The following is a 26,360-nucleotide window of genomic DNA, read 5'->3' as shown; positions in this document are numbered from 1 at the left end:
CAGGAACCGCGATTCACCGTGCGAAAAGATTATATCGACTGGCTCAGGAACATTGGAATACTCTTCTTGTTCCCCTACCATACGGCGCGGGTGTTCAATGAGGCCTCGCCTTTCTACATCAAAGGCGAGGTGAACACGTTCTCATCCGTCCTGGTGCATCTGTCGTACTGGTTCATGCCTCTGCTTTTCCTCCTGGCGGGCACGTCAAGCTTCTACGCGCTTCAGCGCAGGTCCGCGAGGAAATACGTCAACGAGCGATTCTCCCGGCTTCTGGTGCCGCTCGTCTTCGGTGTTCTGGTGGTCGTCCCTCCGCAGGCTTACTACGCGATGAAGTTCCATCTCGGCCATCAAGGCGGGTACCTGGAGTTTCTGTGGACCTATTTCACCGATTTTTCTGACTGGTCGGAGTACGCGGGCGGTGTTTCGCCGGCGCACCTGTGGTTCATCTTGTTTCTCTTCCTCATATCGGTCGCCCTTGTGCTCCCGATGCGCAAGATGACCGAATCCGGATATTCGCCGACGTGGTCGCGGCACCCGCTCCTCATTCTCCTGCCGTTCGCGTTCTTGGCCGCGCTCTCCTTCCTGCCGGACGTGGGTGGAAAGAACATATTCGTCTATGCCGGATACTTCATGCTCGGCTTCTTCATCGCGACGAACGATGCGACCATCGACATGCTCGAGAAGTACCGGAGGGCATACCTTGCGGCGGCCTTCGTGGGAGCGGCCGGTGTTCTCATCGACACCTCAATTCTCGACAGCCGGCCGGGCATCGTCCCCGCAGGGTTGTACCAGCTCGTCTGCTTGGTGACCCTGCTCTCGATGCTCGGCTACGGGAAGCGGCACCTGAACAGGAGGCCGAAGTTCCTGACCTATTTCAACCCGGCGGCTTTCCCGGTCTACATCCTGCACCAGACATACCTGATCATCGTCGCCTACTACGTCCTGCAGGTCGTCGACCATGGAATCATTCCCTTTCTGCTCATCATGTTCCTGTCATTCGGATTGAGCCTTGCGACGTATGACCTCGTCCGCAGAGTGAATCCGGCCAGGGCCGTGTTCGGTCTTGCCCGTCTCCCGGCTCCGGCCCCGCGAGCAGCGGAGCGGACGGGCGCCCAGGGTCGATGAGGCCGCACTGCGCAAGCAGGTAGGTGGCGTCGCCGTGATGCGCCATCAGCTACACCACTTGCAGCTACACCACTTGCGCCAGATGGCTGAGCGCCGTAGGCCTCCTTGGCGCTCCACAGCCCGAAGTACTCGGTGCGGCGTGCAGTCGGCGTGGTCCAGGCGCTCGACTCCGCAGGCTGGTACATGCGCCTTGCCATCTCCAGGCAGTCGAGGTCCGGGCGGATCAACTCGACGTCCACGCCCACCCGCGACCCCGGCGGCGTCACCGCCACGCCCCGGCACCTGGTGAGTTCCAGGGCGCGAGCGCGTTGACCAGCGTGACCGTGCGATCTGCCGGGCCGAGCGGCATATCGGCGTTTTGTGTGGCATATCGGCGGCTTAGTGGCATTTGCCCAACGTTCGGCTGCATGCCTCTCCAAGGCAAACCGCGATCTCTAGGTTCCTCTTGCTGGGGATCAAGCTAAGGGAGACCGACATGCAGAAGAGCCCCGCAGTCCGGGGTCGCGGGATCACCAAGTCCTTCGGTGAGGTGATGGCACTCGACGGCGTCGACCTCGACGTGGCGAGCGGGCAGGTCCACGGCCTGGTCGGCCCGAACGGCGCGGGCAAGACGACGCTCCTCGGTCTGCTGTTGGGCCTGGCGGTCTCGGACAGCGGCCGCCTCGAGATCCTGGGCACGCCGGTCGGGCGGACGCTCGCCGTACCCGACGGTGTCGCGGGCTTCGTGGACGGACCCGGGCTCTATCCCTCGCTCACCGCTCGGCAGAACCTCTCGGCCCTGGCCTCACTGCGCCGGTACGAGGCCGGAGGCACCGCCGGCGTCGACGACGCGCTGGAGCAGGTCGGGCTCACCGACGTCGCCGACGACCGTGTCCGGGGCTTCTCACTGGGGATGCGCCAGCGGCTCGGGCTGGCCGCCGCGCTGCTCACCAAGCCGCGACTGCTCGTCCTCGACGAGCCGGCCAACGGCCTGGACCCCGCCGGTAAGCACCACGTGCACCGCGTGATCATGGGACTCGCCGCGGAGGGGACCGCGGTGGTCCTCTCCAGCCACCGGATGGACGACCTCGCCGCGCTGTGCTCCGAGGTCACCATCCTCGCCACCGGACGGGTCGTCTTCTCCGGGCCGGTGAGCAAACTCGCCGCCGAGAGCGGCGAGCTCGACTACCGGCTGCTCACCTCCGACCCGGCGGAGGCCAACCGGCTGGCGTCGGAGACGCCCGGGCTCAGCGTCGTGACCGGCCGCGACCCCGGCCAGCGTACGGACGCCGACGTCGTCGTCCGCGGGCCGGTGCCGGCCCTCGACGAGCTGGTCGTGCGGCTCGTGCGAGCCGGCGTGGCGCTCCGAGAGCTGGGGCCCGTGGTGGCGCCGCTGGAGGCCGCGTTCCTGGCCTTGACCGGGACCGGCACCGTGCCCGCGCAGACCGACCAGGAGGACATGTGATGACCGCGACCGTCACCCAACCCCGGGCCGGCGCCCGGCCGGCGCCCGTGCTGCACGGCTACCGGTTCGAGCTGGTCAAGCTGCTCTCCCAGTGGCGGATCCGCCTGCTGATCGCGGCCTGCTGGCTCGGCCCGGCGGCCTTCGTGGCCGCGGTGAGCCTGCAGAGCTCGCTCCCCGCCGACACGGTCTTCGGCCGCTGGATGAACGCGACCGGCTGGGCGGGGGCGCTGGTCGTGCTGGACTTCTCGTGCAGCTGGGCGCTCCCGCTGCTGACGGCGCTGGTCGCCGGCGACGTCTTCGCCGTCGAGGACCGGCTGGGCACCTGGCGCCACCTCCTCGTGGCGGTGCGCTCCCCGCGGCGGATCTTCGTGGCGAAGACCCTTGCCAGCCTCACCGTGATCCTGCTGCTCGTGGCCGGACTGGCCGCGTCGGGAATCGCCGGCGGCCTGGTCGCGGTGGGCAACCACCCGCTCGCCGGCCTGGACGGCCATCTCCTCGCCCCGGCGGAGGCGGCCGGCACGGTCCTGCTCGCGTGGGCCTGCGCGCTGGCGCCGACGCTGGCGTTCGCCGCGGTCGGCCTCCTCGGCTCGGTCGCCCTGGGCCGCTCCCCGATGGGGCTGTTGATGCCCGCGCTCCTCGCCTTCGCGTTGCAGCTCGCGCAGTTGCTCCCGCTGCCGGTAGTCGTGCGGCTGGCCCTGCCGAGCCACGCCTTCCTCGCCTGGCGCGGGCTTTTCACCAGCCCCGCGCAGGCGGGCCCCCTCCTCATCGGCCTCGCGGTGAGCCTCGCGTGGGCGGTCATCGCCACCGCGCTGGCCTACCGCCTGTTCCTGCGCCGCGACTTCACCGACCTGACATACGACGGGTCGGGCCGGCAGGTCCTCGTGGCGGCGGTCCTGCCACTGGCCGCACTGGTCGCCCTCACCGTCGGTGTGATCGCCGGCGCGACCCCGGCCACGGGCTCGGGGATCGAGAAGGAGAAGCTGCAGGACTCCCTCGCCACGGCGTACGCCCACCTCTACCGGCTGCAGACGCGGGAGCTCAATCGCCCGGACGTCACCGAGGCCCAGCTGCGGGCCACCGCGTCCTGCGACAAGGGCGGCTCCCAGGTCCTCGACGAGGGACCGGGCAACGACTGGCGGTGTGTCGTGTCCTGGCACCTCCCCGGCGCGACCGCCGTGGGCACCGCCATCTACCAGCTCGACGTCACCGCAGACGGGCGGTACGTCGCCGACGGAGACGGTCCGAAGGAGGTCAACGGCTACTTCCAGGTGCGCACCCCGACCGGGGACGCGCCCAACCCCCTGTGGCAGTTCGACGGGAACGTCGACCTGCTCACAAGCACTCCGAAGGAATGATTCATGCACGTCACGCGCCAGCGCGTCGCGAAGGTCCGTCTCGGGCTCTTCGGTGGACGCACCGGCCGCCGGATCCGCCTGGTGGCGGCCGGCACCGTAGCTCTCGCCGTCGCCGGCGGGGGCATCGCCTACGCCTCCACCGAGGTGTTCGGCGGCAACCAGGTCGGCTCCACGTACGAGGCCGGCCTGCAGCTCGCCAGCGACCAGGTCATCAAGCCGATCGGCGACCGCCTGCTCGTCGACAACGGCAAGCTGCTCGCCTCGACGGTCAGCCCGGACGGCCGCTTCCTCGCGGCGCTCACCAACGACCGGTCGATCGCCCTGACCATCGTCGACCTACAGAACTACAAGGTGCTGCAGCAGGCCGGGACCGCCTCGACCGCCGGTGTGCGCATCTCCAACAACAACGTCGGGCAGGAGGGGCCGGCCTACTCTCCGGACGGCAAGACCCTGTGGCTGCCGCAGATCGACGGCTTCAACCGCTTCCCGGTGAACGCCGACGGCACCCTCGGCACCCCGGCGTTCGCCACCATCGCCGCGCAGGGCTCGAAGAAGGCGCTGCCGGCCCAGGCGGTCTTCTCCGCTGACGGCAAGACCGTGTACGCCGCCGTCAACGGCCAGAACCGTGTCGTGGCGATGGACGCCGCGACCGGCGCGATTCAGCAGAGCTGGACCGTGGGCACCGCGCCGCGTGGTCTGGCGCTGGTCGGCGACAAGCTCTACGTCAGCAACGAGGGCGGCCGCCCGGCCAAGCCCGGCGAGACGACGATCAACTCCTACGGCACCCAGGTGCCGGCCGACCCGGTCACGGGCGCGACGACCACCGGCACCGTGAGCGTGATCAACATCGCCGACACGGCCGCTCCGGTGACCTCCATCGAGGTCGGTCTGCACCCCACCGCGATGCACGCCGCCCGCGGCGTGCTCTTCGTCACCGACACGTTCGACGACCAGGTCTCGGTCATCGACACGAACCGCGACGAGGTCGTCCAGACGATCGCCACCCAGCCGTGGCCGGAGTCCAAGGTCGGCTACGCCCCGAACGGCGTGACCCTGACCAAGGACGGCCACCTGCTGGTCACCCTCGGACGGGCGAACGCGGTCGCCGTCTACCGCTACACCAGGCCACAGGAGCCGGTCAGCTTCATCGGCCTGCTCCCGACGGACTACTACCCGGAGGAGGTGACCACCGTCGGAGACGACGTGGTCGTCACCAACACCCGCGGCATCGGCGAGCGCGGCCCGACGCGCACGATCAACAAGGGGACCGGCACCACGCCGGCCACGGGCCACAACACCCACGACTCGACCGGCTCGCTGCTTCGGTTCAAGCTGCCGAACGACCGGGAGATCGCCAAGTCGACGGCCACGGTCTTCGCCCAGAACGGCTGGGACAAGAACGACGTCAAGCAGGCCAAGGGCAAGTCCGAGCACGCCGTGCCGGTGCCGAAGCGCCTCGGTGACCTGTCGACCATCAAGCACGTCTTCCTGCTGGTCAAGGAGAACCGCTCCTACGACCAGATGTTCGGCGACGACCCGCGCGGCAACGGCGACCCGTCGCTGGCGCAGTTCGGTGAGAAGGTGACCCCGAACCAGCACGCTCTCGAGCGTCAGTTCGGTCTCTATGACAACACCTACGACATCGGCACCAACTCCGCCGAGGGCCACAACTGGCTGATGCAGGCCGACAACCCGGAGTACACCGAGTCCACCGCCGGCGAGTACCAGCGCAGCTACGACACGGAGGACGACGCGCTGGGCCACCAGCGCACCGGCTTCCTGTGGACCGGTGCCCAGGCCGCCGGCAAGACCGCTCGCAACTTCGGGGAGTTCACGCAGTTCCTGACCGTCCCCCCCGGCTCGTCGTGGCAGAAGTTCTACTGCGACGCCCGGAACATGGCGGCGACCGGTCAGGACACCACCATCAAGACGGACACCCAGTCGCCGATCCCGTCGCTCAACGACATCACCGTGCACTCCTACCCGAAGTACGACACCAACATCCCGGACCTCTACCGGTACGAGATCTGGAAGCGTGACTTCGAGGCCAACGGCCCGGCCAACCTCAACATGTTCTGGCTCTCCAGCGACCACACCGGTGGGGCGCCGAACGCGATCGCCCAGGTCGCCGACAACGACCTGGCCGTCGGCAAGATCGTTGACACCATCTCGCACAGCAAGTGGTGGAAGGACTCCGCGATCTTCGTGATCGAGGACGACACCCAGGACGGCGTCGACCACGTCGACGGCGCGCGCGGCCCCGTGCAGATCATCAGCCCCTGGGCCCAGCACGGCACCGTGGACAGCCACTACTACACGCAGATCACCATGATCCGCACCATCGAGCAGATCCTCGGGATCCAGCCGATGAACCAGAAGGACAGCGCCGCCACCCCGATGAGCCGGGCCTTCACCAACAAGCCCGACTACACGCCGTTCAATGTGGTGCCCAACCAGGTCCCGCTCACCGACGGCCTGGCCACCCCGCCGGCCTGCGGCAACGACACCCCGGCCGCGGCGGGCGCCTCGGCGGCTCCCGCGCAGACCACGGCGTCGGCCGTGCCCGCCGAGACGCAGCACATCATCGACGTCTGGACCGCCTGGCAGAAGGAGCAGCACCTGAGCGGGGCGAACGCGGTCCCGGACTACGCCAACCCCGCGCTCATGAACCACTTCACCTGGTACCAGGCGCACAACTGGACCACCCCCTACCCGGGTGAGGACAAGATCTTCACCCCGGCCGAAGTGCCCGGTGGCTACCTGCCGTCACCGGAGTCCGACGGCTGACCTCCGCACAACTCACACGACGGCCCACCGGGATCCCGGCGGGCCGTCTCGGCATGCCCAGGCGGCGCTGGATGCCCGGGTGAGCGACTACGACACCCTTCGCCCGCATCAGTCGCTGGACATGGCGGCTTCCGCTGCTTGAGGAGGTAGATGCCAGCGGGCCCAGACGGTCTTGCCGGGGGTGTCGGGGAGTTGGGTGATGCCCGTTTCGTGGGCGAGTGCGTCGACGATCGTCAGGCCGCGGCCGTGGTCGGCGTCGACCCCGAGGTCCAGGCGGCGGGGCTGTTCGAGGCCGTGGTCGGTGACCCGGACGCACAGCTCGCCGGGTCCGCCCCACAGGAAGAGCCTGATCGGGGGATCGCCGTAGTTGATCGCGTTGGCCAGCAGCTCGCTAGTAAGTCTTGGAAATGTACCTCTTCTGTTACAGAACACCTGGTCGCGGTGGGGTTGCTGTTCACCTACAGTGCCCCGTCTGCCTGGCTGTCCCGTATGCCGTCATCCCGCCCGTCAGGGAAGCAGGGCAGGAGGCAGGGGTACAGGTGGAGCACCCTACCGTCTGACCGACCTGTGCCCCTGCCCCCTGGTCTGCTTGGCTTTGCCCGGGGTGACGGCAGGAGGGACGGACAGGCTTCCACAGCAACCCGCTACGGTCTTTCGGCAACGCGGGTCGCTGCCCCCGGAGCCGGATTCCCCGCCGGAGGCGTCTTGCTTTGGTCTTTGGATGCTGACTCTATGCCTCGGTCAGGATGTAGAGCAGCGCGGCGAGAGTCGTCCCGCTGACGATGTCGCGCTTGTCGATCAATCGCCGTATGTCTGTGAGCGGAACCCACTCGATGCGCTCGGACTCCCATCCCTCGGTGGGCGGACCAAGATGGGTGGCGCTGTCCGCGCGAAAGATGTGGTGCTCGGAGTCAGAAATGCCATTGGTGGGCTGGGTGTAGAGCAGCGGGCGGAGCGGTCCGGGTCTCCACCCGGTCTCTTCCTCGACTTCGCGGGCGGCTGCGGCTATCGGCTCCTCGCCAGAGTCGATCTTGCCGATGGGAATTTCCCATCCCCACGTGTCGGTGATGAACCGATGTCGCCAGATCATCAGCACGCGGCGCTGGTCGTCGGTTACCACCGCTCCGGCTCCGGGGGCGGTGCGGATAAGACGATGGTCAAGGTGCCTGCCGTCTGGGAGTTCGACGTCGGCCAATCGGATGTCCAGCCACTGGTCGGTGTAGAGCGGCTCTTCTGAGTTGACCTTCCAACGCATGCGGCGCACTCCCAGCTTGGCGTCTGATCTCGACCCCACGCTACAAGGGAATAGCGGCCTGCTGCTCCACGCGCGTGAGAAACTCCCGGACAACCCGGCCGTCGTAGGGCCGTAGCGCGTCGGCTACCGTCGCCACACGATCGGCCATGACTCCTGATTCCATCCCCACGGCGCGGTCGAGCATTCTCCCTCCGGCGGCAACTGCCTGCTCCAAGTCACCTCGTTCGGCGAGGATAAGAGCAAGCGTCGCCAAACGGTGCGCCTGCCCTCGGAGATGACACTCATCGGCGGAAACCAGAGCCTCCTCCGCGTACTCCTGAGCGGCCTGGAGATCGCCGAGTCGGCGTAGCGCTTCGGCGTGCTGGCACTCCAACAGGCCGGGTTGGACGTATCCCGTCTCTGGCGGCTCATCGTCCTGGCGAATCCGTGCAGCAGTCGTCTCTGACATCTTCATGTGCGCATGACAACTAGCCCGGTCCTTCATCCGCGCGTAGGCCTTCGCCTGGAGCGTGTGAAGATCGGTTACCAGAGCAGGGGACAGATGGCCACGAGCCCCCCGTAGCGCCGTCTCGGCGTACTGGATCACGTAGCGGTGCTTCGCGCGGGACATCGCCTGATTGGCCAGCAGGGCAACCACATACCCGCCGAACGCGAGGTTGCCCGATGCCTTCGCCATACGCAGGGCATGAAAGAAGTAGCGCTGGGAGAGTGCTGGTCGGCCGGCGTCATAGGCGCAGATCCCCGCGAGGGCCACCAATCCCCCTGCTGCGCGAAACAGTTCACGCCCGGTCCTATCGTCGTGCCCGCCCTTGAGGAGCGGGGTCACACTGGCATTGAGGAACGCCACCACGCGCGGACGGACGGGTATACCTCCCACGCGGCGATACATCTGCTCGTAGCGGGTCCGGACATTCTTGAGGACCTGGACGTCTTGCATGCTCACCTGGTGCGGCCCTCGACGGGACACGTCCGCTTCGTGTGGGGGGTTCTCCCACTCGAATACGGGTGCGATAGCGGCCGGTCCCTCGATCATCGCGGCATTGGACAAGAACACTCGGTTACTGACATCGCCTCGCCACAACGCGATGGCCTGATCAACTGCCTGTGGAAGTTCCGGGCCTTCCTCGCTCACAGCACTACGGATCATGCCGATGTCAGCGAGGGATAGCGCCCGTCCTACCCTTGCCCCGATGATCTCGCAGATGATCTCGGGCACGTCGCCTCTAGGAACCGCTTTGTCTCTAATCCATCGCGCGACGGCCGAGTGATCGTAGCGAGTGGGGCGTTTGGCGGTTGATGTGCCCTCGTTGATGCGCGCGGCCAGTCCAGCATGAGAGATCCTCGCTTCGGCAAGTAACGAGTCAAGCAAGATGTTCGGTTCGCTCATACATCTCTCCTCGGGTTGGCTCGCTGGCCATATCTCGGAGTGTAAGCAGGTCCTCGCTTCGTGAGCGGTGTCCTACCCCTACGCAACCATCACGGCCCCATCACTTTCACACAGGGTGTGAAAGCCCTGCCGTTCTTCACCTCGATCACACCCTTATTCCCAAGGTGACTCCCACGGTCAACTGGGCTCATGACCTGATCGAGCTTCCTCGATGGGCCACGACGACGATGTCACGGAGGGTGGGTGTATGGCGAGCACGTTGGGTGGCGGTCCGGTCGACGCGGGCGGGGGGTTGTTCCGTTTCGTCCCTCTGTTGACACGGGTACGCCGCGTGTGGCGCGGATCTATAACTGTCTGCTGGGTGATGACGGGGATAGCTTCGCGTCGGAACGGGAGGCGGCGGCCCGTATCTTGGCGATGAATCCTCGGGTCCGGCACATGGTTTTGGCTAACCGCCAGTTCCTTGGGCGGGCGGTCCGGCACGCGGTGGGTACGAGGGGGATTCGTCAGCTTCTGGACATCGGGAGTGGTTACCCGACTCAGCGCAACGTTCACGAAGTGGCGCGATCGATCGCGCCGGATGCGTGTACGGTCTACGTCGATAATGACGAGGTCGTGGCCAGTCATGGGCGCGCTTTGCTGGCCGATGATCGGCGTAGTTTCTTTGTGGAGTGTGACCTTCGTCAGCCGGGTGAGATCATTTGAGCGGCTCAGACGGTGCTCGATTTCGCAAAGCCCGTTGCTGTGCTCTTGGTGGCGATTCTGCATTTCCTGCCTGATGGGGAGGATCCGCGCGGGATCGTCAAGGATCTGGTGGGGGCGCTGGCTCCGGGGTCGTTGCTTGTGGTGTCGCATGTCCTGGACGACCCTCAGACGCAGCGGGGGGCGCGGGTCTATGACAGGGCGAGTGCTCCTGTCGTGCCTCGCTCTCCTGAGCGGATCGGCGCGTTCTTCGACGGCTTGGACCTGGAGGTGCCGGGGCTGGTCACGTTGCCGATGTGGCGGCCCGATGATGACACCTGGTATCAGGATGAGGCCGATTCCATGCCGGTGCTGTGTGCGGTGGGGCGCAAGCCATGACGGGCCGGGTGGGCGGTTCCCCGGTGGGGGTGGCGGCGCGGCGGTTGTGTCGCAGCCTGGAAGATCACGGCGTGTTGGCGGCGGCTGTTCATGAAGGTGATGACGTGGCCTTGGTCATGGTCTCCAGCGGTCTGGTGCTATCGGGGCCCTGACATGCGTCTTCGCTACAAGTGGTGGACGGGGCGTTACTCGCGGGTGCGTCCGGGGCGATGGGTCTACTCCGAATGCCCGGCCTACACGCCGGCCACGGCTGCGCGGAGAGTTGTCGAACGGCTTCGGCAACTTCCCCCGGCACAGCTAGTCATGCCTGTCGGCGGAGGCTCTCCGATCAGCGGGCCGGGCTGATGCTCTATCCCCGTTACGATCCGGCCGATCTGCCGGACGAGCAGCGTCACGCGAACCTGAACACGGTGCGGCGTGCTCGTCTGGCGGTGGCCTTGCTGGTCGAGAGTGATCGTCAACGGCGGCAGGCTGAGGGCCTGATCCACTCTTGGGGGCTTGACCGGGAAGCCCTGGACAAAGCCGCTGCCTCCTTGGACATTCCGCCGATGTCAGATGAGGAATGGCAGGCGATTCAGGAGACCCGCCCCAAAGCCCCTGATCCTGAATCGGTGACGCAAGAACCTGCGGGCGACTAGTTAGCCGTTCGCCTCAAGGGGACGAATAACCGGAAGATTGGCTGTTGTCCCGGTCGTTTGTTTGATGTTCCTCGTGCGATGGATCGATGCAAACACATCTGACCAATACGACCGGGTGTCTCGAAGGTTCGAATCCTTCCGTCCCTACGTTCCTGTAAGAGCTAACTCAGAAGGAGGCGCGGTAAGGCATGGGCAAGGACGATAAGAATGACCCGAAGCACGCGGGTCCGCAGAAGCAGGACAAGCCGCTCAAAGTGGAGCGCCCTGGAAAGGACACCGGAGATAATCCGGCTAAGGGCGGGAAGCGCGGAAAGTGAACATCCGTCGTCGTATCGAAGCTCTGATCGGGGAACTCGAAGCGCATGGGGACCTCACAGAGCAGGAGTGGCGGACCGCGCTACTGGAGGTACCTCGGCACCTGTTCGTGCCTAACAAGGCGTGGGCCGCGCCCATCGGAGGAGATGGGTATCTGATCGACCGTGATCAGAGTCCCGAGGAATGGATGAACGCGGCGTACGCTGATCATCCGATCATCACGCAACTGGATGACGGCGCTACAGACATCGCGACAGGTGAGGGCTATTACACGTCCTCGCTTTCCGCTCCTGGGATCGTCGTGGATTTCCTGGAACTCCTCAGCCCATATGAGGGGGATCGAGTCCTGGAGATCGGTACGGGCACGGGGTGGACGGCGGCTCTCCTGGCTCATCGCGTCGGACAGGCCAACGTCACGAGCATTGAGATAGACAAGGCGGTTCTCGATGTGGCCGCTGAGAATCTCAAGGGCGCTGGTTATAACCCTCGGCTGATATGCGGGGACGGTGCACAAGGCTGCCGGGACTACGCGCCTTACGACAGGGTTCATGCAACCTGCGGCGTGTCCCTGGTGCCCTACGCCTGGGTAGAGCAGACACGCCCCGGCGGGATTGTCGTCTTCCCGTGGATGCCCGGAATCGAGCCCGGCCATAAGGCGGCACTCACCGTGGGGAGAAACGGCACTGCTAGTGGTCGCTTCTCGCGGCGTGGGGCTAGCTACATGATGCTCAGAGACCAACGCCCCCCCGGTGGCGAATACTCCAGCAACTACCGCGAGAGCAGAGCGACAGTGGACCCGCGCCGAATCTTCAAAGGTGGTGTCGGGCTGGATGTAGCACTGGCCGGGCTACTGCCTGATGTTTCGGCAACCACGGATCAGGGCGATGTTTTCCAAGCCTCCCTGTGGTTCGGCGATTCAGCGGCGCATGTCACCGGAGACAAAGTCACTCAGTACGGAGAGCGGAGTCTCTGGGATGAGCTGGAAGACGCCTTCTTCGCGTGGGTCGATTGGGGCTCTCCAGATCGTGACCGGTTCGGGATGACGGTCACTCCCAAGGGGCAATTCGTCTGGCTCGACACTCCGGACAACCCTGTCACGGAGCCGAGGGCCGGGCTTAACCGGTAATCGGCTAGTAGAGAGGCGAGGGACATGGGCAAGGAGGATAAGCAGGGGAAACCCGGCGGGAAAGAGAAGGTAGACAAACCTCCGGTGCGGACCCCGCAGAAACCGCCTGCTAGACCGGCAAAGAGTGAAGGCAGTTGCCGGAGATGCCATGGGAGAGGGTCTTACTTCGAGAATGGAACCATCATGTGGGTGTTATGCCCTGACATCTCGCACAAGAGCTAGATGTAGGTCGGCTTCGCCCTAGCTCGGTGGTACTCGGCGGGAGATCTAACCAGGACCGCGCTGATCTATCGAGTCGGTAAGGCATCTTGTGGAGGGCCCTCGCCCGGGTTGATTCCGGGCGGGGGACCTCTGCATGGGTTACGGATGGCAGGCGTCTTCGAATCGTGTGGCTGAGACGAACTTGGGCAGGGATTTGCTGATCCTGTCTGGTTGTCTTGCGTTCCACCCGATGGTACGGCTTATCGCCTTTCGTTGTGGTGGCGACTGTAGTTGAGGGGACCGCTGCAGGGGACACTCCCAGGTCCCCGTGACGGTTGACCAGCCATGGAGCGCACCGCTGCACCCGCCTGGTCACTCGCGGCAACACACGCATGGCCATAGACGCACTTCCTACGCTGGAAATAAGTACAGCCATCGCGTAATCTGGTGACATTCACCGACAGCACAGAAATATATACAGAAACAGATCGGGGGAGTTCTATGTTTGAACGGGTGTCGCATCTAAGACGTTCCGGCTTATTTGCTAAGTTCTTGACGGCGGCCCCGATTTGCTTCGTCGTCTGCACAACGGTCGGATGTCAGCCGAGAAGCGATCAAGATTTTCGTATTTGGAATGCTACTAGTGAGACGGTAACCGTGTCCTGGTATCAGGTATCCTATCCATGGGTGACCATTCCGCCTAAATACGGTAAAAACATGGGATATATTCTCGACTCGATATGCGACTCCGCTCTTACGAAGAACTCGCTAGTGGCGACCACGGCGAGTGGCAAGAAGTTCACTTATGGCCCCCCCGTCTGCAACGGAAACACCTGGAGAATCGGAGGATGACGAAAAGTTCACCCAAGGCGAATAGCAGAGTTGTGGGAAACGGTGATTGACGCAGCTGCGGTCTTATCAAAGCACTGTATGCGCTCGTCATTTCGGCAATGAACGGGTTGATGGACTGCGGCGGGTTGCCGGGGTGAGCGGCGTGGCCGGCGGAATGCCGTAGGCACCCGAAGGGCGACCATGAGGGAGTTCGGCCGGCGACGGCGCGGCGGAAAGTCGATCTAGGAGTGTTCCGCGGCTGAATGCTAAATGATCTTGACTTGTGGGCCGTGGAGGTGCCGGGGGCGGCAGTGCTCCGGTGTGCGGCGGGTTCGGTTGGTGCGGCGGGCGGCCGGTGCGGCGGTGCCCCGGAGCTGCCGCCGCCGGGACCGGCCCCCAGGCCGCATGCCCGGCGTGCGGCAGGGCGACAGGGCCGGGTGCGGCGGCGCGGAGCGCTGCCGCCTTGAACCAGTAAAGAAAATCTAGACCAGCTCATAGGGCCAGCAGTGTCCTGCTTCGGTTGACGCTTGACACCGCAGCCTCGGCTGATGGATGACATGATCAACCAGTAGGCGTGCCGAGTGTGCGTCTTGCGGCAGAAGAGGGCGGGTTAGGGGATCGTCGGCTTCCATGTGAGGGGAGGCGAGGTGATGCTGAGGCCGTGGAAACCATCTTCGCCAGACCCAGCGTCATGCCGCGTGTCCTGCCGACCGCTCCGGTCCTGGAGAGCTGGGATGCGGCCAACCATCCGAGCCAGCGGCGGCTGGCCGCCTACCTGGACGAAGTCGATGAGCTCGTGCACGCATGCGTACAGGCGGGCAGCGATCATCTCGCACTCGAGCTCACGGTCGGCCTGCCACAACAGGCTGCTCTAACCAGGGACGGCCGTGATCTCGATAACTACCTCTTTCCGATCGCCCGGCGGATCGGCGCCGGGCGCCTTGATGCGGTGTTCGCCCGTAAGCAACACGCGGCTACCTCGACCATCGCCGTTTCTGTGGCCGTCCACCTGGACGGTTTGCCCGGCGAGCCGCAGCTGCGGGTACGTACGACCAGCTCCAGTCAGTCGCCGGCGTGGAAGCGGGAGATTCGTGATGCCTGCAGCGCCGTCGTCGGCGCCCCGTTGCCCGATGGCCCGCTGGCGATGGGCATCCGATTCGCCGTGTCCCGCAGGCGCAACTGGTCAACGCTCTGGAAACCGGCCATTGATGCCTTAGGCCCGGTACTTGGCACGCCGGATCCTCGCAAGCCCTACCGTCCGAACGACGATCGGATCGTCGACCTCGCACTTCACCGGAGCCATGACGATGCCCTGGGCAACGATGTGGACATCGCCGTGTGGTGGCAGCAGTCGGTTACCTGACGAGGATCAGCCCTTCGGGCAAGCGCGCTGCGCGGCATGAGCGGGCGTTCCCGTGTGAGGGAGTGCTGTGTTGCCGGTTGGCGGCTGCGACGTGTAGGACGACTCTTGTCGTCACGTCCGTACGCCCGAGGTGCCGGGAGCCGAGTAATGGATGATCGTTTCAACGTGATCGTGAGCGCAGGATCGCTGAAGGTGACGGACGAGCACGCGGTGCATTTCCCTCATCGGTGGACGCCCGAGGGCGTGAGCGTCAGGACAGACTTCACCGGAGGACATCTCCTTCACCTCGCGGCCGCAGGATGCGTCCTCAACGACCTTTACCGGGAGGCCGCCGCACTGGGAATCGAACTCCTGGGAGTGTGCGTTTCCGCAGCCGGCGGCTTCGATACCGAGAGCTGGCGGTCAACCGGGATCACCTACACCGTTGACGTCAGCTCCACCGCTCCAGCCGAGAGCATCGCCCACCTGATCGACATCGTGGACTCCGTCGCCGAGATCCCCCGCGCCATCCGACGGGGTGCCACCGTGCAGAGGATCAGCTAACCGACCATCCAGGAACACAACCAACAAGGACTTCCGCACCGCTACGGCGGCATGAGCACGCGGTCGGCGGCAGAAGCGGATGTTCAGCGCCGTCATGGTGGGCAGTCTGTTGCGTGTGGCGGCGATCGCAACCCACGACGCTTACGCGGCCTGCCCGTTCACCTCGAGGGTGACGCCTGGCTTCTCGGCCCAGAAGGCGAGCAGTCCGGCGATCTCCTCAACCCTCGGGAACGGCTCCGGGTAGGACCAGACGACGTCCTCGGCCACACCGTCACCGGTCTGAACCGACCAGTAGACGGCGTCGCCCTTGAACGGGCAGTGCGACGTGGTTGTCGATGATCTGAGCAGGTCCATCTTCACGTCCGCCGGCGGCAGATAGTACCGCGGTGGACAGCCCGTCTCGGTGAGCAGGACCGGCCGGGAGGAGGTCGCGACGACCACGTCCTTGATCCGCACCACGACCTGATCCGATACAGGCGTGACCTCGATGTCATGTCCTCGTGTCTTCATAGAACGATCCCATCAAACTCTCCCCGCGGCCGCCAGCGAACACCTCCCGGCATGACCGCGCGACCAGCGGCAGAAGCGGATAAGGCGATTCACGACCGAAGCCCGTCAGCGAGTGTGTCCAATCGTCCATCTGAACGCTGCGGCCGCGTGGTTTGCACCTTGGCGAAGGTAGAAGCGATGCGCCTCGGTTCGTGCGACGCCGGACTCCAGGAAGACGAAGTCGGCGCCATGCTCTTGCGCCCACGTCCTGGCGGCTGTCAGCAGGCTGGCGCCGACACCTCGGGAGCGCCATTCGGGGTGCACGGCGAGATCCTCGATCGAAGCCCGGCGACCGAAGCGCACCGAGAGGATGTCCAGGTAGACGCTGGCAACGCCGACCAACTGGTCCTGAGGCGAGCGGGCTTCGAACAGTGCGACGTTCTCGCTCGCGAGGACCTGGGCGGTGCGCTCGACGGCGCGGTCGCGGTCCCAATCCGGAGGACGGCTGCCGGGCGGGTCGAAGAGCCACTCCAGCCCCGTTACGAACTCGGCCTCGGTACCTGGCTGGGGCCGTCGAATCTGGATGTTCATTAGATCATTATCGGGCTGAGTCGGTGATCGATGTCCCTCGGCGTCATGCATCCGCTCATCGGCATGAGCGGAAGTGTCGCGCGACATGATGGCCAGACCGCGCAGAGTTTGAGTCGATAGCCAGTTGGGGCGCACACGTCGATGACTGGGCCGTTCACGATCCTCGACTACCAGGCCGCCGAGGATCCCAGCATCGTCTACGTGGAGGTTGGCGCGGCCGGCGACCTGTTCCTGGAGAAACCGGCGGATTTGGCCCACTATCGACGCAAATATGGCTATCTGCAGGCATCAGCACTGAGCGCCGACGCATCACGGGGGTACCTTGAAGATCTGATCAAACAACTTGAATAGAGGGCGAGAAACATGGACCCCAGTGATCTCACCTGGCGCAAATCCTCCCGTAGCACTGCGGAAGGCGCGTGTGTTGAGGTAGCCGAGTTGTCCGGTGGAGGCAGGGCCGTACGCGACAGCAAGAACCCCACCGGCCCCATGCTGCGGTTCACCGCCAGCGAATGGGATGTGTTCCTGGACGGCACGAAGAACGGTGCCTTCGTGTAGCAGCGAGACGTTCCTCCGAAAGTGATCTCGTGGGTTATTTGGTTCACAGCCGGTATCGAGCTGCTCCGGGCGTAGGGAGTCACAGGCATAGGCCGGGACCGGTGACCACCGCCGCGGAGTAATCCGGCGCTACTACGTGATCGCCTGCGGAGGACGGCCGGCGGGAGAGCTTCCGGCCCTGGTGGAGCATGCGCAGGGGGAAGGCTGGACGGTCTGCGTGGTCACGACTCCCTCGGGAACCAAATTTCTGGATGCTCAGAGATTGAGCACCCTTACCGGCTATCCGGTCAGAAGCGAATACAAGAGACCCGAAGATCCGGACGTCCTCCCCACGCCCGACGCTCTCGTTGTCGTTCCCGCGACGTTCAACACGATCAACAAGTGGGCGCAGGGAATCAGCGACACTCTTGCACTCGGCCTCTTGAACGAAGCCCTCGGCCTCGGCCTGCCGATCATCGCGGTCCCGTGGCCCAACGTCGCACTCGCCCGCCACCCGGCCTTCCCAGTCAGCATCCAGCTGCTCCGGGCGTCGGGAGTCACGGTCATCCTCGATTTCGACCATCTTCCCGAACCCAACTCAGGAGCCCCTGGCGCCGCATCATTTCCCTGGGAGGACCTCCGGAAGGAACTCCACACCGTACGATCGAGCCTCAGCGATTGATCCAACGCGGGCCAGTCGCTGTCCGTGCCAGAACCATGCTCCCCGCGAACCGACGACCGTTACCCGCCGACCTTTCTCCCTGGAGAAAACGACCGCACCCACCCTCTTTCCCTCAAGGAGTTCGGGCCATCCGTGGAGATCTTCGGAGACGGCCCTGACAGTGGGCGCGAAGCCTCGTTTCAGCGCCTCAGCCACTTTCCACGCCGGATGGATAGTCACCTATGCCGATTGACTCAGCAATCCTTGCGAAGGCGATGTCAGCCTTCGAGGCTTTCATGCGGACTCCGTTTCCCGACAAGCCCGAGGGGGACGAATTTGGGGATCGTGTTATGGATCTCCTGTTGCTCGAGCCCAGCGTCGCAGCCAAACTGATTGCTGCACGCAACGGTCATGCAGACGGGATTGATTTGGATGACCTTCGGAAAGATCTTGATGAACTATCGCTACTAGAATCCAAGTTCGATCACATGTCCGTCGATCCAGTCGACGCACACCTTCGGGATAAGTACATCGAATATATTCATCTGCTATATCGGGCGGGTGACCTGCTCTTCCAGTCCCGGCTTAAATGCGGCGAGGATAGTTAACTTGGCGGCCGTAGCTCTCCACTGTTCGATCACCGGGTGAGTCCTCCTCGTGTGCGCGGACCTGTCCGAGCACACTCTCCCGGAACGCAGGCATACGCCTGTTCGTCCTGGTGCACGGGAGCCGACAGCAACGTCCCCCGCTGAGCGAGGCGTCCTCCAATCCCCACCAGACGAGGTGTCGTGACAGCGGCACGGGTCAGTGTCGGCCGGAGGCGCAGGTGACGCAGGTGTTGGTAGCCGGCGCGCTCGATCGCGATGCGTTGCCCGCAGCTCTCGCAGATCCCGTAGGTGCCATCGTGTAACCGCTCGTCGGCGAGGCGCTCCAGGGCCTGGACGTGGGCCCGCTCGGGTGCAAGTTGCCTTGACGCTGATGACAAGGTTCTAGCGTGGCTGCGGCAAGCGGGTGGGGAAGGTCGTCGACGCATGGTGAGGCTACGATGCCGCCGCAGTACCGGCGACTGCCCATCCATCGCATCGGCTGACCAACCAGGGGAATGACGATGAAGTTCGCAGTCAGCTACAGCACGCCCTACCACGGCATCGACCCCGACAGGATCGTGGCCTACGCCCAGCATGCCGAGGATTGCGGCTTCGAGTCGCTGTATGTTCCCGAGCACATCGCGCTGTACCCCGGTGCGATGGTCGGCCGCTTCGAGCTCCCGCCGTCGCTGCCGTACTTCGATCCGCTCGATTGCCTGAGCTTCGTCGCCGCGGCTACCCACCGGATCCTGCTCGGAACGGGTGTGCTGCTGCTGCCGTACCACCATCCGGTGGTCCTCGCCAAGCGTCTGGCGACCATTGATGTGCTGTCCAAGGGGCGGATGCGGCTGCTGACCGTGGGGCTCGGCGCCCTGCCCGGTGAGGCTCAGGCGGTGGGGGTCGACTTCAGCACCCGCGGGCGTCGTGCCGACGAGGCGATCGACGTGATGCGGCTGCTCTGGGCCGGCGGCGAAGACGGTGTCAGCTTCGCCGGGGAGTTCTTCACCTTCGATGACCTGTGCCAGTTCCCAAAGCCCTATGGGGTCACCCACCTGCCGATCCACATCGGCGGATCGAGCCGGGCGGCCGCACGCCGCGCCGGACGACGCGGCGACGGCTACTTCCCTGGTGGCGCGCTCGATCCGAACGAACGCGCCATCCAGCTGGACCTTGCCCGGTCGACCGCCATCGAAGCCGGCCGCAACCCGGAAACGCTGGAGTACACGCGATCGGGGCCGATCGACATGACCATCGACCAGGTGGAGGAATTCGCCGCTCAAGGCGTGACCCGCATCGTCGTGAGTGCCACCGCCACCGAACCAGACCGGCAACGCGAGGAGCTGTCCGCGTTCGCCCAGCGGTTCGCCCTCCTCGAACACCTCCCCAGCTAGTCCGGCCTAACGTCACCAGCACCGCGGCTACGGGATACTGCGGCCGGAGCCGATGGTGACCGGCAGCATGCGCGTGGCGGGTGTGCAGCCCGGGTATCGTCTACGGCCCGCAGAAGCGCCTCGCCGTCCATCTGCGGCTCACACACGAACTCGCGCACCTCGACCACGACGTCATCGTGTGGGGCCCGAGCAGCGTCGGACTCGACCCCATGCAGCGGCCCGACATTGATCGCCAGTTGCGTGAGGCCGCTGCCGCGACAGGCAGCGACCTGCTGGTCAATGTGGACGCTCGCGGCCCGTCCGGGCAGATCAACGTCCGGTTGGGCGACTGGGTGCCTCTCATGTCCAGTGCGATCGTGATCGCGGCCATTCTCGGGCTTGCCATCCGGCGGGTCGGGCGGCGCCTGGCCCACTGGGGCCGCCGCGAGACTCGGGCAGACAGCGACCGTGGCCGCAGCTAGCCCTGTTTGACGAATGTCCCATGAGATGTTGGGCTGCCCTGGCGGTCACCGTACTGATCGCGTCCGTGCCGGCTGCCATGAGTCCCGCCGCCGCGCAGGCAGGCGCTCCGGATCCGGCACGCGCACTCAAGCAGCAGTTCCGAAATGAGCATGGCGTTCGGATTTCCGAGACCACCCGCTACTTCTTCGGCAAGAAGTCGAAGGTCTCCGGGAGCGGGATCCGGATCAGTGGTCGTCGCCAGCTCGCCCCATCGGGTCCAGTGGCTGCGGATTTCACCTGGTGGGACCTTTCCCAGCCGAAGAAGGGGCTCCCGTCCAAGAAGTCGGACCCCTACCGGGTAATCCGCGTCGGTAAAAACGTGTACGACGATGCTGACCGGTATCCCGGGCCGGTTCCGGATGGCAAGAAGTGGGTCCGGTTCCCGAACGAGCACAGGGGACGCCTCGGCCGGGACATGGCCCGGGACGCCACCTTCCATGATGTCCACCCTCGTCCATGCACGGCGTCAGCACTTCGGTTAGCAAGATCCGGCGCGCCACTGCGACTTGTCGTACCGGATGGCTACCTTCTTCCGCATGACAGTCCCCGAGATCATCCCCATCGGCTACGAACCCGACTACCACACCGACACGATCGGCCACTGGGGAGACGGGCAGTTCCTCGGCTCGGTGGTCGCCGCCTTCCCTCGGGGCTACACCCACACCGACGACTGGCTCTCACACAAACGCTGGTACGCCGTACTGCACACCTTCGACGTCGCGGGTAACCACCTCGACTCCCGGATTGAGCGCACCGGGGCCGATGACGACCACCGGGCCTCCGTCGATACCGCCCAGGACCGGCTGAACCAGTGGCTCAATGCGCTCCCCGGCCTCCGCTACGGCGATATCGCCATCCGGCCCTTCCAGCATGAATTCGACGACGTGCTGTTCGGCCTCGTCATCGAAACCTTCGAGGGCCGGCAGCACGCCGAGCTCTATCCGAACACCATCGGCTTCTACGAACCCTGGGACGGCTCCTACTCCACCTGATCCATAGGGAAGGGCAGACACCTCGTCAGTGGTACCTCACCCTGATCAGGCGGCAGATGCGGGTCGGTGGCGTATGGCTACGTAAGACCGCGTTGCTGGACGCGACTGCTGTATTCACGCGCGGCGGCCTCACCGGCGACCGCTAACGCGGCGTCTGCTGCCCGTCCGGACCGGTGACCAGCGCCGCGGAGTAGCCCGGGGCGATGTCGAGCCAGCGGACCGGCCACACCGCGTCGGGATGGGTACGCGCGAGCACGGTTCCGTGGGGCGCGTTGGCTTCTCGGTTTACCAGGACGTCTCTGAGGCCGGCGAGGCCGATGCCGACCGCCTTGACGTAGGCCTCCTTGGCGCTCCACAGCCCGAAGTACTCGGTGCGGCGCGCAGCCGGGTCGGCGCGGTGCAGGCGGTCGACCTCCGCCGGCTGGTACATGCGCCTGGCCATCTCCAGGCAGTCGAGGTCCTGGCGGATCAACTCGACGTCCACGCCCACCCGCGACCCCGGCGGCGTCACCGCCACCAGCGCCCACTCCCCCGAGTGCGACAGGTTGAAGTCGAGCGGGGGACGGCCGTCCGGCAGCGCCAGGTACGGCCGTCCCCCCGCGTCGGTGTGAAAGGTGAGCTGTGAGGCGCGCACGCCGCACAGCCGGCCGAGGATGGCGCGGAGCGCGGCGTGCGCGATCGTGTAACGGTGCTTCTCGCTGGGGCTCGCGAGCCGGGACGCCCGCTCGCGCTCGGCGTCGGAGAGCATCCTCCACCACCTGGGGTCGTCCGGCTGGTCGAGGTGGATCCGCCAGACGCGGGGCCCGGTCACGCCCACCTTCTCGGCGCCTTGGTCGAGGTTGACCCTCCTGACCCGGGGCCCGGTCACGCTCACCTTCTCGGCGCCTCGGTCGAGGTTGGTCCTCCTGACCCGGGTCCCGGTGACGCTCACCTGCGCAGCGCCTCGGTGATGTACTTGTGGGTGAGGGCCGCCTGTTCGAACACCGCGAAGTGGCCGCCGGCGAACGGGTGCAGCGCGAACCGCCGGGAGGTGTGCTCCTCCCAGCCGTCCACGAGGCTCCGGTCGACCCTCGGGTCCTGGGCGGCCGGCATCGCCGTGATCGGGACGTCCAGCGGCGGTTCCTCCTGGTACTCGTAGGTCTCCTTGACCGTGAAGTCGGCCTGCACTGCGGGGAGGATCATGTCGAGGACCCCGGGGTCCGCCAGCAGCCATTCGGGCGTCCCGCCGAGCTTGCGCAGCATGTCCACCACCTCGGGCCGGGTCATATCGCGCACGAACGGCCCGACCTCCAGCGAGAGGTGCGGGGCGACCGACCCCGAGACGAACAGGTGCGCCGCCTCGGGACCGCCGCGGCGGCGGATCTCCCGCAGCAGCTCGAACCCCACCAGGGCGCCGAGGCTGTGCCCGTAGATGGCGTACCGGCGCCCCTCGGGGCCGAGCGCCAGATCCGCGAGCACGACGTCGGCGAGGTCGGCGACCAGCGGCTCCATGTGCTCGTACGGCGCCTCCCTGAGCCGGTTGTCCCTGCCGGGCGGCTGCACCGGCAGCACGGCCACCCCCGGAAGCTTGCGCTGCCACACCCGGAACGCCGAGGCCGCGCCGCCGGCGTGCGGCAGGCAGTACAGCGCGAGCGCGCCGGGATCGGCCCCGGTCTGGCCCCGGAACGGCAGCCACTTGGCCATGACGTCACTGCTCGTCAGGTCGTTGACGGTCATCTCTGCCTCATCAAAGGATCTCTAGCTGGACATACGGCGGCGGTGGCTGCACGCCGGTGAGGTCGGCCTCCAGCACCACGTGGGCGCCGTCCCTGCTCGCCTCGCGGAACCCCGCGAAGGCGTAGGTGATCTGCATCATGCGGTTCCTGCCGGTCTCCACGAAGTCGGCGCGCAGGGCCACGCCCGCCTCGTCCGCGAGCCGCATGATGTGGTTGAGCAGCACCATCCCGACTCCACGGGACATCACGCGGCACGACATCAGCATCATGCACAGCCGCCAGACCTTCTCGTCCTTCTCCACCAGCGCGAGCCCGATCTTGCCGTAGCTGCCGAACCTGTCGGTGAGCGAGGCGACCAGGAGCAGGTGGTCGGGCGAGTCGCGCAGCGCGTCCAGCTCCTCGTAGGAGTAGGTGCGCCCGGTCGAGTTGAGCTGGTTGGTACGTACCGTCAGCTCCTCGGCCCGCTGGAGGTCCTCGCGGCGGGCGGGCGCGATGGTGAACGCCATCCCGAGGCCCGCGAGGAACTCCTCGTTGGTGCCGACGAACTCGCCCTCCAGCTCGTCCCTGGCGATCTGCCCCTGGTACATCACGCGGCGCTGCGCGGACTCGTCGGTGACGAAGCGGGGGATGAACAGCGGCTGTGCCAGCGCCTCGTCCAGCTCGGCGACGTCGACGCGGGTCACCTCCGGCACCTCGTGCGCCACCTCGGCCAGCTCGAACTCCTGGTCGTCGACGAACGCGAACGCGTCGAGCCCGAGGTTGAGCGCCTTGGCGATGCGGCGGATGGAGTCGGACTTGGCGTTCCAGTTGATCTGCGGGAAGAGGAACAGCTCCGCGAGGCCGAGCGCCCGCAGCTTCTCGACCGCTGTGTCGTGATCGTTCTTGCTGGCTATGGAGTGCAGCACGCCCATGGCGTCCAGCCGGCGGATGTGGGCCACGACCGAGGGCCGCACGGTGACGTCGGCGTCCTCCAGCAGCACCCCGTCCCACAGGGTGTTGTCGAGATCCCACACGATGCACTTGACGCGCCCCTGCACGGGCTTCTCAGGGAGTACGGCGACGCTCTCCTGGGCCACGCTCATCACATCATCTCCCTGTCCACCTGCCCAGCGATGGTGATCCGCTGGATCTCGTTGCTGCCTTCGATGATCTCCATGACCTTCGCATCCCGGTAGAAGCGCGCCACGGGGTAGTCCGGGCTGCAGCCGTTGGCGCCGTGGATCTGGACCGCCTCCGAGGCGTGCCTGGCGGCGGCGGTGGACGCGAAGTACTTCGCCACCCAGGTGGCCATGAGCGTGGACGCCTCGCCGGCGTCCTTCAGCCGTCCCGCCTCGGCGCACAGCAGCCGGGCCGCCCGCGCGTCGGTGATCATGTCGGACAGCTTCGCCTGGATGAGGGGCCGGTCCCGCAGGACCGACCCGCCGACCTCGCGGCGCGCGGTGTAGGTGGCGCAGGCCTCCAGGCACGCCTGGATGATGCCGACCGAACCCGAGGCCACGCTGTAACGCCCGAGGTCCAGGGTGCCGGTCAGCACCATGCCCGCCGTGAACCCGCTCGGGCCGAGCAGCGCGTCCCCGTCGAGCCGTACGTCCTGGAACGACACCTCGGCGAGCATCGAGGCGCGGGTTCCGAGCATGTCGTCGATCGGGCGCACCTGAACGCCCGGGGCGTCCCTCGGGACCAGGAAGGCCCCGATGCTCGACGCGGTGCGGGCGAACACCAGGTACACGTCCGCCCGCTGGCCGCCGGTGATCCACTTCTTGACCCCGTTGAGCACCCAGCCGCCGCCCGCCTGTCCGGCGGTCGAGGTGATGCCCGAGGCGTCGCTGCCGGCGCCGGGCTCCGACAGGCAGAACGCCCCGAGGACGTCCCCCCGGCACAGCGCCGGCGCCCACCGCTCGCGCTGGGCCGGGGTGCCCCACCGCTGCACCGCCCACGACACCATGGTGTGCACCGTGAGCAGGCTGCGCACCGAGGAGCAGCCGCGTCCCACCTCCTCGTGGACCTCGCCGAGGGTCACCATGTCCATCCCGGCGCCGCCCGCCTCCTGCGGCAGGAACGGGGCCCACAGGCCCGCGGCGGCGATCTGGCCGAGCAGCTCCTCGGGTACGCGGCCCTTCTGGTCGTAGGCGTCCGCGTACGGAGTGATGTGGGCGTCGACGAACGCGCGTGCGGAACGACGGTCCACGACCTGGACCGTGTCCGGCGCGACCTGTGCCGGGATCGCCACCGTCACACCTGGACGGCGAGGTCCGACGACAGCCGGGCGACCAGCTCGGCCATCGAGTCCGCCGTGCGGAAGTTGTCGATGCGCAGCTCCTCGTTCGGGATGGTGACCCCGAAGGTCTTCTCGACGAACATCACCAGCTCCATCGCGAACAGCGAGTTGACGAACCCGAGCGCGAAGATGTCCTGGGACTCGGTGATCTCCGCCTGGGGGTACCGGCTACGGACGAAATCGAGGATCTGGTCCTTCGCGTTGTCAGACATTTACTGGCTCCCTTTTCGAGTGTCGGGGTGCTGCTAGAAGGTCGAGCCGACGGGCCGGCTGGCGCCGTCGTAGGTGTAGAAGCCCCGGCCGGTCTTGCGGCCGTGGAGTCCGGCGTCGGTCATCTGCTTCAGCAGCGGGCACGGCCGGTACTTGCTGTCGGAGTAGTGCTCGTACAGCACCTCCACGCTGTAGAGGATCGTGTCGACGCCGATCAGGTCGGCGGTCTCCAGCGGCCCCATGGGGTGCCCGAAGCAGCTGCGGAACACCTCGTCCACCGACGCCGCGTCGGCCACGCCCTCGTGCACGAGGAAGGCCGCCTCGTTGACGGTGAGCATCAGCACCCGGTTGGAGACGAACCCGCACGAGTCCTTGACGTCGATGGCCTTCTTGCCCATCGCGGTCAGCAGGTCCCTGGTGCGCTGGATGGTCTCCTGCGAGGTGTGGAAGCCGGGGATCAGCTCGACCGCCGGCTTGGCGGGCACGGGGTTCATGAAGTGGACGCCGATCACCTTGTCCGGCCGCCCGGTCACGGCCCCGACCTTGGTGATCGGGATCGCGGAGGTGTTGACGACGAACACGGTGTCCGGCCCGCAGACCGCGTCGAGGGTCTCGTAGACCTCCCGCTTGACGTCCCAGTTCTCCGTGACGTTCTCGATGACGACGTCGGCCTTGGCCGCCCCCTCGGCGCCGACCGCGGTGGTGATCCGGGCCAGCACCTCGTCGGGGTCGAGGGCGGGGCCGCCCATCAGCCGGCTCATGCGGCTGTTGTGGCGGATGGTCGCCAGCGCCTCCTTGAGGATCGTCTCGTCCTTGTCGACCAGGACCACCTCGTGCCCGGTCTGCGCCAGGTTCTGGGCGACCCCGACGCCCATGACACCCGCGCCCACTACGCCGATAACCGTCATGACCACTCCGTTTCTCGTCGTTACCGCCATGCCGGCATGCCATCCGCCGG

27 protein-coding genes and 2 pseudogenes are annotated in these 26,360 nt (G+C 66.1%); 18 read left to right on the top strand and 11 right to left on the bottom strand.

From position 1 onward, the window contains the following. Positions 1-18 precede the first annotated feature (18 nt). The 5 genes from ACOZ38_RS08060 to ACOZ38_RS08040 all read left to right on the top strand — a co-directional run bounded on the left by ACOZ38_RS08060 (position 19) and on the right by ACOZ38_RS08040 (position 6,711). A complete protein-coding gene (locus ACOZ38_RS08060; RefSeq protein ID WP_424529476.1) occupies positions 19-1,125 on the top strand; it encodes an acyltransferase family protein in 1,107 nt (368 codons plus the stop codon). Between the two features lie 132 nt (positions 1,126-1,257). Beyond that, the gene (locus ACOZ38_RS08055; RefSeq protein WP_424529475.1) at positions 1,258-1,437 is read left to right on the top strand and encodes a hypothetical protein; all 180 of its coding nucleotides are present in this window, start codon (positions 1,258-1,260) and stop codon (positions 1,435-1,437) included. Between the two features lie 163 nt (positions 1,438-1,600). Beyond that, positions 1,601-2,569 carry an ABC transporter ATP-binding protein gene (locus ACOZ38_RS08050; RefSeq protein WP_424529474.1) on the top strand — a complete coding sequence of 323 codons (969 nt, stop codon included), beginning with the start codon at positions 1,601-1,603 and terminating at the stop codon, positions 2,567-2,569. Further along, positions 2,569-3,924: an ABC transporter permease gene (locus tag ACOZ38_RS08045; protein ID WP_424529473.1), complete on the top strand. Its 1,356-nt coding sequence runs from the start codon at positions 2,569-2,571 to the stop codon at positions 3,922-3,924. Before ACOZ38_RS08050 ends, ACOZ38_RS08045 begins: the two co-directional genes overlap by 1 nt. Before the next feature lie 3 nt (positions 3,925-3,927). After that, positions 3,928-6,711, top strand: coding sequence for a phosphoesterase (locus tag ACOZ38_RS08040; protein WP_424529472.1), 2,784 nt, complete (start codon positions 3,928-3,930; stop codon positions 6,709-6,711). Positions 6,712-6,819: 108 nt separating this feature from the next. On the opposite strand, the gene ACOZ38_RS08035 is transcribed toward ACOZ38_RS08040, so the two are convergent. From ACOZ38_RS08035 to ACOZ38_RS08025, 3 genes are all read right to left on the bottom strand, one after another. Next, complete coding sequence (locus tag ACOZ38_RS08035; RefSeq protein WP_424529471.1) at positions 6,820-7,143, bottom strand: ATP-binding protein; 324 nt, start codon at positions 7,141-7,143, stop codon at positions 6,820-6,822. 298 nt (positions 7,144-7,441) lie between these two features. Continuing rightward, complete coding sequence (locus tag ACOZ38_RS08030; protein ID WP_424529470.1) at positions 7,442-7,966, bottom strand: NUDIX hydrolase; 525 nt, start codon at positions 7,964-7,966, stop codon at positions 7,442-7,444. A gap of 40 nt (positions 7,967-8,006) precedes the next feature. Continuing rightward, positions 8,007-9,353, bottom strand: coding sequence for a transcriptional regulator (locus ACOZ38_RS08025; RefSeq protein WP_424529469.1), 1,347 nt, complete (start codon positions 9,351-9,353; stop codon positions 8,007-8,009). A 243-nt stretch (positions 9,354-9,596) separates the two neighbouring features. Between ACOZ38_RS08025 and ACOZ38_RS08020 the strand changes: the two are divergent. From ACOZ38_RS08020 to ACOZ38_RS07995, 6 genes and pseudogenes are all read left to right on the top strand, one after another. Further along, positions 9,597-10,433 (top strand): annotated as a pseudogene (locus ACOZ38_RS08020) (SAM-dependent methyltransferase). Positions 10,434-10,777: 344 nt separating this feature from the next. Then, a complete protein-coding gene (locus ACOZ38_RS08015; protein ID WP_424529468.1) occupies positions 10,778-11,071 on the top strand; it encodes a hypothetical protein in 294 nt (97 codons plus the stop codon). A 188-nt stretch (positions 11,072-11,259) separates the two neighbouring features. After that, positions 11,260-11,388, top strand: a complete 129-nt coding sequence (locus tag ACOZ38_RS08010; protein ID WP_424529467.1) for a hypothetical protein — start codon at positions 11,260-11,262, stop codon at positions 11,386-11,388. Then, the gene (locus ACOZ38_RS08005; protein ID WP_424529466.1) at positions 11,385-12,512 is read left to right on the top strand and encodes a methyltransferase domain-containing protein; all 1,128 of its coding nucleotides are present in this window, start codon (positions 11,385-11,387) and stop codon (positions 12,510-12,512) included. The genes ACOZ38_RS08010 and ACOZ38_RS08005 overlap by 4 nt, the downstream gene beginning before the upstream one ends. Before the next feature lie 1,693 nt (positions 12,513-14,205). Then, a complete protein-coding gene (locus ACOZ38_RS08000; RefSeq protein WP_424529465.1) occupies positions 14,206-14,907 on the top strand; it encodes a hypothetical protein in 702 nt (233 codons plus the stop codon). Positions 14,908-15,054: 147 nt separating this feature from the next. Further along, on the top strand, positions 15,055-15,450 hold the full coding sequence (locus ACOZ38_RS07995) for an OsmC family protein (RefSeq protein WP_424529464.1): 396 nt from the start codon (positions 15,055-15,057) through the stop codon (positions 15,448-15,450). Between the two features lie 141 nt (positions 15,451-15,591). On the opposite strand, the gene ACOZ38_RS07990 is transcribed toward ACOZ38_RS07995, so the two are convergent. After that, on the bottom strand, positions 15,592-15,960 hold the full coding sequence (locus ACOZ38_RS07990) for a DUF427 domain-containing protein (protein WP_424529463.1): 369 nt from the start codon (positions 15,958-15,960) through the stop codon (positions 15,592-15,594). Positions 15,961-16,065: 105 nt separating this feature from the next. After that, complete coding sequence (locus tag ACOZ38_RS07985; protein ID WP_424529462.1) at positions 16,066-16,530, bottom strand: GNAT family N-acetyltransferase; 465 nt, start codon at positions 16,528-16,530, stop codon at positions 16,066-16,068. Between the two features lie 135 nt (positions 16,531-16,665). Between ACOZ38_RS07985 and ACOZ38_RS07980 the strand changes: the two are divergent. The 7 genes and pseudogenes from ACOZ38_RS07980 to ACOZ38_RS07950 form a co-directional block, all read left to right on the top strand. Then, positions 16,666-16,881 (top strand): annotated as a pseudogene (locus ACOZ38_RS07980) (Scr1 family TA system antitoxin-like transcriptional regulator); the annotation flags it as partial. 12 nt (positions 16,882-16,893) lie between these two features. Next, positions 16,894-17,088: a DUF397 domain-containing protein gene (locus ACOZ38_RS07975; protein WP_424529461.1), complete on the top strand. Its 195-nt coding sequence runs from the start codon at positions 16,894-16,896 to the stop codon at positions 17,086-17,088. A gap of 136 nt (positions 17,089-17,224) precedes the next feature. Then, positions 17,225-17,749, top strand: coding sequence for a flavoprotein (locus ACOZ38_RS07970; protein WP_424529460.1), 525 nt, complete (start codon positions 17,225-17,227; stop codon positions 17,747-17,749). 221 nt (positions 17,750-17,970) lie between these two features. Beyond that, on the top strand, positions 17,971-18,336 hold the full coding sequence (locus tag ACOZ38_RS07965; protein WP_424529459.1) for a hypothetical protein: 366 nt from the start codon (positions 17,971-17,973) through the stop codon (positions 18,334-18,336). A gap of 500 nt (positions 18,337-18,836) precedes the next feature. Then, a complete protein-coding gene (locus ACOZ38_RS07960; RefSeq protein WP_424529458.1) occupies positions 18,837-19,706 on the top strand; it encodes a TIGR03619 family F420-dependent LLM class oxidoreductase in 870 nt (289 codons plus the stop codon). An 80-nt stretch (positions 19,707-19,786) separates the two neighbouring features. Beyond that, positions 19,787-20,167: a hypothetical protein gene (locus tag ACOZ38_RS07955; RefSeq protein WP_424529457.1), complete on the top strand. Its 381-nt coding sequence runs from the start codon at positions 19,787-19,789 to the stop codon at positions 20,165-20,167. 576 nt (positions 20,168-20,743) lie between these two features. Next, positions 20,744-21,199, top strand: coding sequence for a hypothetical protein (locus ACOZ38_RS07950; RefSeq protein ID WP_424529456.1), 456 nt, complete (start codon positions 20,744-20,746; stop codon positions 21,197-21,199). Positions 21,200-21,341: 142 nt separating this feature from the next. Here the strand turns inward: ACOZ38_RS07950 and ACOZ38_RS07945 are convergent, their stop codons facing one another. From ACOZ38_RS07945 to ACOZ38_RS07920, 6 genes are read right to left on the bottom strand one after another with little or no spacing between them, the layout of a single operon-like run. Then, positions 21,342-22,130 carry a 4'-phosphopantetheinyl transferase family protein gene (locus ACOZ38_RS07945; RefSeq protein ID WP_424529455.1) on the bottom strand — a complete coding sequence of 263 codons (789 nt, stop codon included), beginning with the start codon at positions 22,128-22,130 and terminating at the stop codon, positions 21,342-21,344. Further along, positions 22,127-22,915, bottom strand: coding sequence for a thioesterase II family protein (locus ACOZ38_RS07940; protein ID WP_424529454.1), 789 nt, complete (start codon positions 22,913-22,915; stop codon positions 22,127-22,129). The genes ACOZ38_RS07945 and ACOZ38_RS07940 overlap by 4 nt, the downstream gene beginning before the upstream one ends. A gap of 10 nt (positions 22,916-22,925) precedes the next feature. After that, positions 22,926-23,996, bottom strand: a complete 1,071-nt coding sequence (locus ACOZ38_RS07935; RefSeq protein WP_405145068.1) for an HAD-IIIC family phosphatase — start codon at positions 23,994-23,996, stop codon at positions 22,926-22,928. Next, positions 23,996-25,144: an acyl-CoA dehydrogenase family protein gene (locus ACOZ38_RS07930; protein ID WP_424529453.1), complete on the bottom strand. Its 1,149-nt coding sequence runs from the start codon at positions 25,142-25,144 to the stop codon at positions 23,996-23,998. Before ACOZ38_RS07930 ends, ACOZ38_RS07935 begins: the two co-directional genes overlap by 1 nt. 2 nt (positions 25,145-25,146) lie before the next feature. Next, complete coding sequence (locus ACOZ38_RS07925; protein ID WP_405145066.1) at positions 25,147-25,404, bottom strand: acyl carrier protein; 258 nt, start codon at positions 25,402-25,404, stop codon at positions 25,147-25,149. A 33-nt stretch (positions 25,405-25,437) separates the two neighbouring features. Then, a complete protein-coding gene (locus ACOZ38_RS07920; RefSeq protein ID WP_405145065.1) occupies positions 25,438-26,310 on the bottom strand; it encodes a 3-hydroxyacyl-CoA dehydrogenase family protein in 873 nt (290 codons plus the stop codon). Between the last annotated feature and the right edge of the window lie 50 nt (positions 26,311-26,360).

Source organism: Sphaerisporangium viridialbum (assembly GCF_049674955.1).
Taxonomy (GTDB): Bacteria; Actinomycetota; Actinomycetes; order Streptosporangiales; family Streptosporangiaceae; genus Sphaerisporangium; species Sphaerisporangium viridialbum.
Note: the sequence above shows the minus strand (reverse complement) of the source record. Positions and strands in the feature narration are given on the sequence as shown.

Coding starts and splice junctions, on each gene's coding strand:
- ACOZ38_RS08050 (WP_424529474.1), top strand. CDS start 1,601: ATGCAGAAGAGCCCCGCAGTCCGGGGTCGCGGGATCACCAAGTCCTTC.
- ACOZ38_RS08045 (WP_424529473.1), top strand. CDS start 2,569: ATGACCGCGACCGTCACCCAACCCCGGGCCGGCGCCCGGCCGGCGCCC.
- ACOZ38_RS08040 (WP_424529472.1), top strand. CDS start 3,928: ATGCACGTCACGCGCCAGCGCGTCGCGAAGGTCCGTCTCGGGCTCTTC.
- ACOZ38_RS08030 (WP_424529470.1), bottom strand. CDS start 7,966: ATGCGTTGGAAGGTCAACTCAGAAGAGCCGCTCTACACCGACCAGTGG.
- ACOZ38_RS08025 (WP_424529469.1), bottom strand. CDS start 9,353: ATGAGCGAACCGAACATCTTGCTTGACTCGTTACTTGCCGAAGCGAGG.
- ACOZ38_RS08015 (WP_424529468.1), top strand. CDS start 10,778: ATGCTCTATCCCCGTTACGATCCGGCCGATCTGCCGGACGAGCAGCGT.
- ACOZ38_RS08010 (WP_424529467.1), top strand. CDS start 11,260: ATGGGCAAGGACGATAAGAATGACCCGAAGCACGCGGGTCCGCAGAAG.
- ACOZ38_RS07995 (WP_424529464.1), top strand. CDS start 15,055: ATGGATGATCGTTTCAACGTGATCGTGAGCGCAGGATCGCTGAAGGTG.
- ACOZ38_RS07990 (WP_424529463.1), bottom strand. CDS start 15,960: ATGAAGACACGAGGACATGACATCGAGGTCACGCCTGTATCGGATCAG.
- ACOZ38_RS07985 (WP_424529462.1), bottom strand. CDS start 16,530: ATGAACATCCAGATTCGACGGCCCCAGCCAGGTACCGAGGCCGAGTTC.
- ACOZ38_RS07975 (WP_424529461.1), top strand. CDS start 16,894: ATGGACCCCAGTGATCTCACCTGGCGCAAATCCTCCCGTAGCACTGCG.
- ACOZ38_RS07965 (WP_424529459.1), top strand. CDS start 17,971: ATGCCGATTGACTCAGCAATCCTTGCGAAGGCGATGTCAGCCTTCGAG.
- ACOZ38_RS07960 (WP_424529458.1), top strand. CDS start 18,837: ATGAAGTTCGCAGTCAGCTACAGCACGCCCTACCACGGCATCGACCCC.
- ACOZ38_RS07950 (WP_424529456.1), top strand. CDS start 20,744: ATGACAGTCCCCGAGATCATCCCCATCGGCTACGAACCCGACTACCAC.
- ACOZ38_RS07940 (WP_424529454.1), bottom strand. CDS start 22,915: ATGACCGTCAACGACCTGACGAGCAGTGACGTCATGGCCAAGTGGCTG.
- ACOZ38_RS07935 (WP_405145068.1), bottom strand. CDS start 23,996: ATGAGCGTGGCCCAGGAGAGCGTCGCCGTACTCCCTGAGAAGCCCGTG.
- ACOZ38_RS07925 (WP_405145066.1), bottom strand. CDS start 25,404: ATGTCTGACAACGCGAAGGACCAGATCCTCGATTTCGTCCGTAGCCGG.
- ACOZ38_RS07920 (WP_405145065.1), bottom strand. CDS start 26,310: ATGACGGTTATCGGCGTAGTGGGCGCGGGTGTCATGGGCGTCGGGGTC.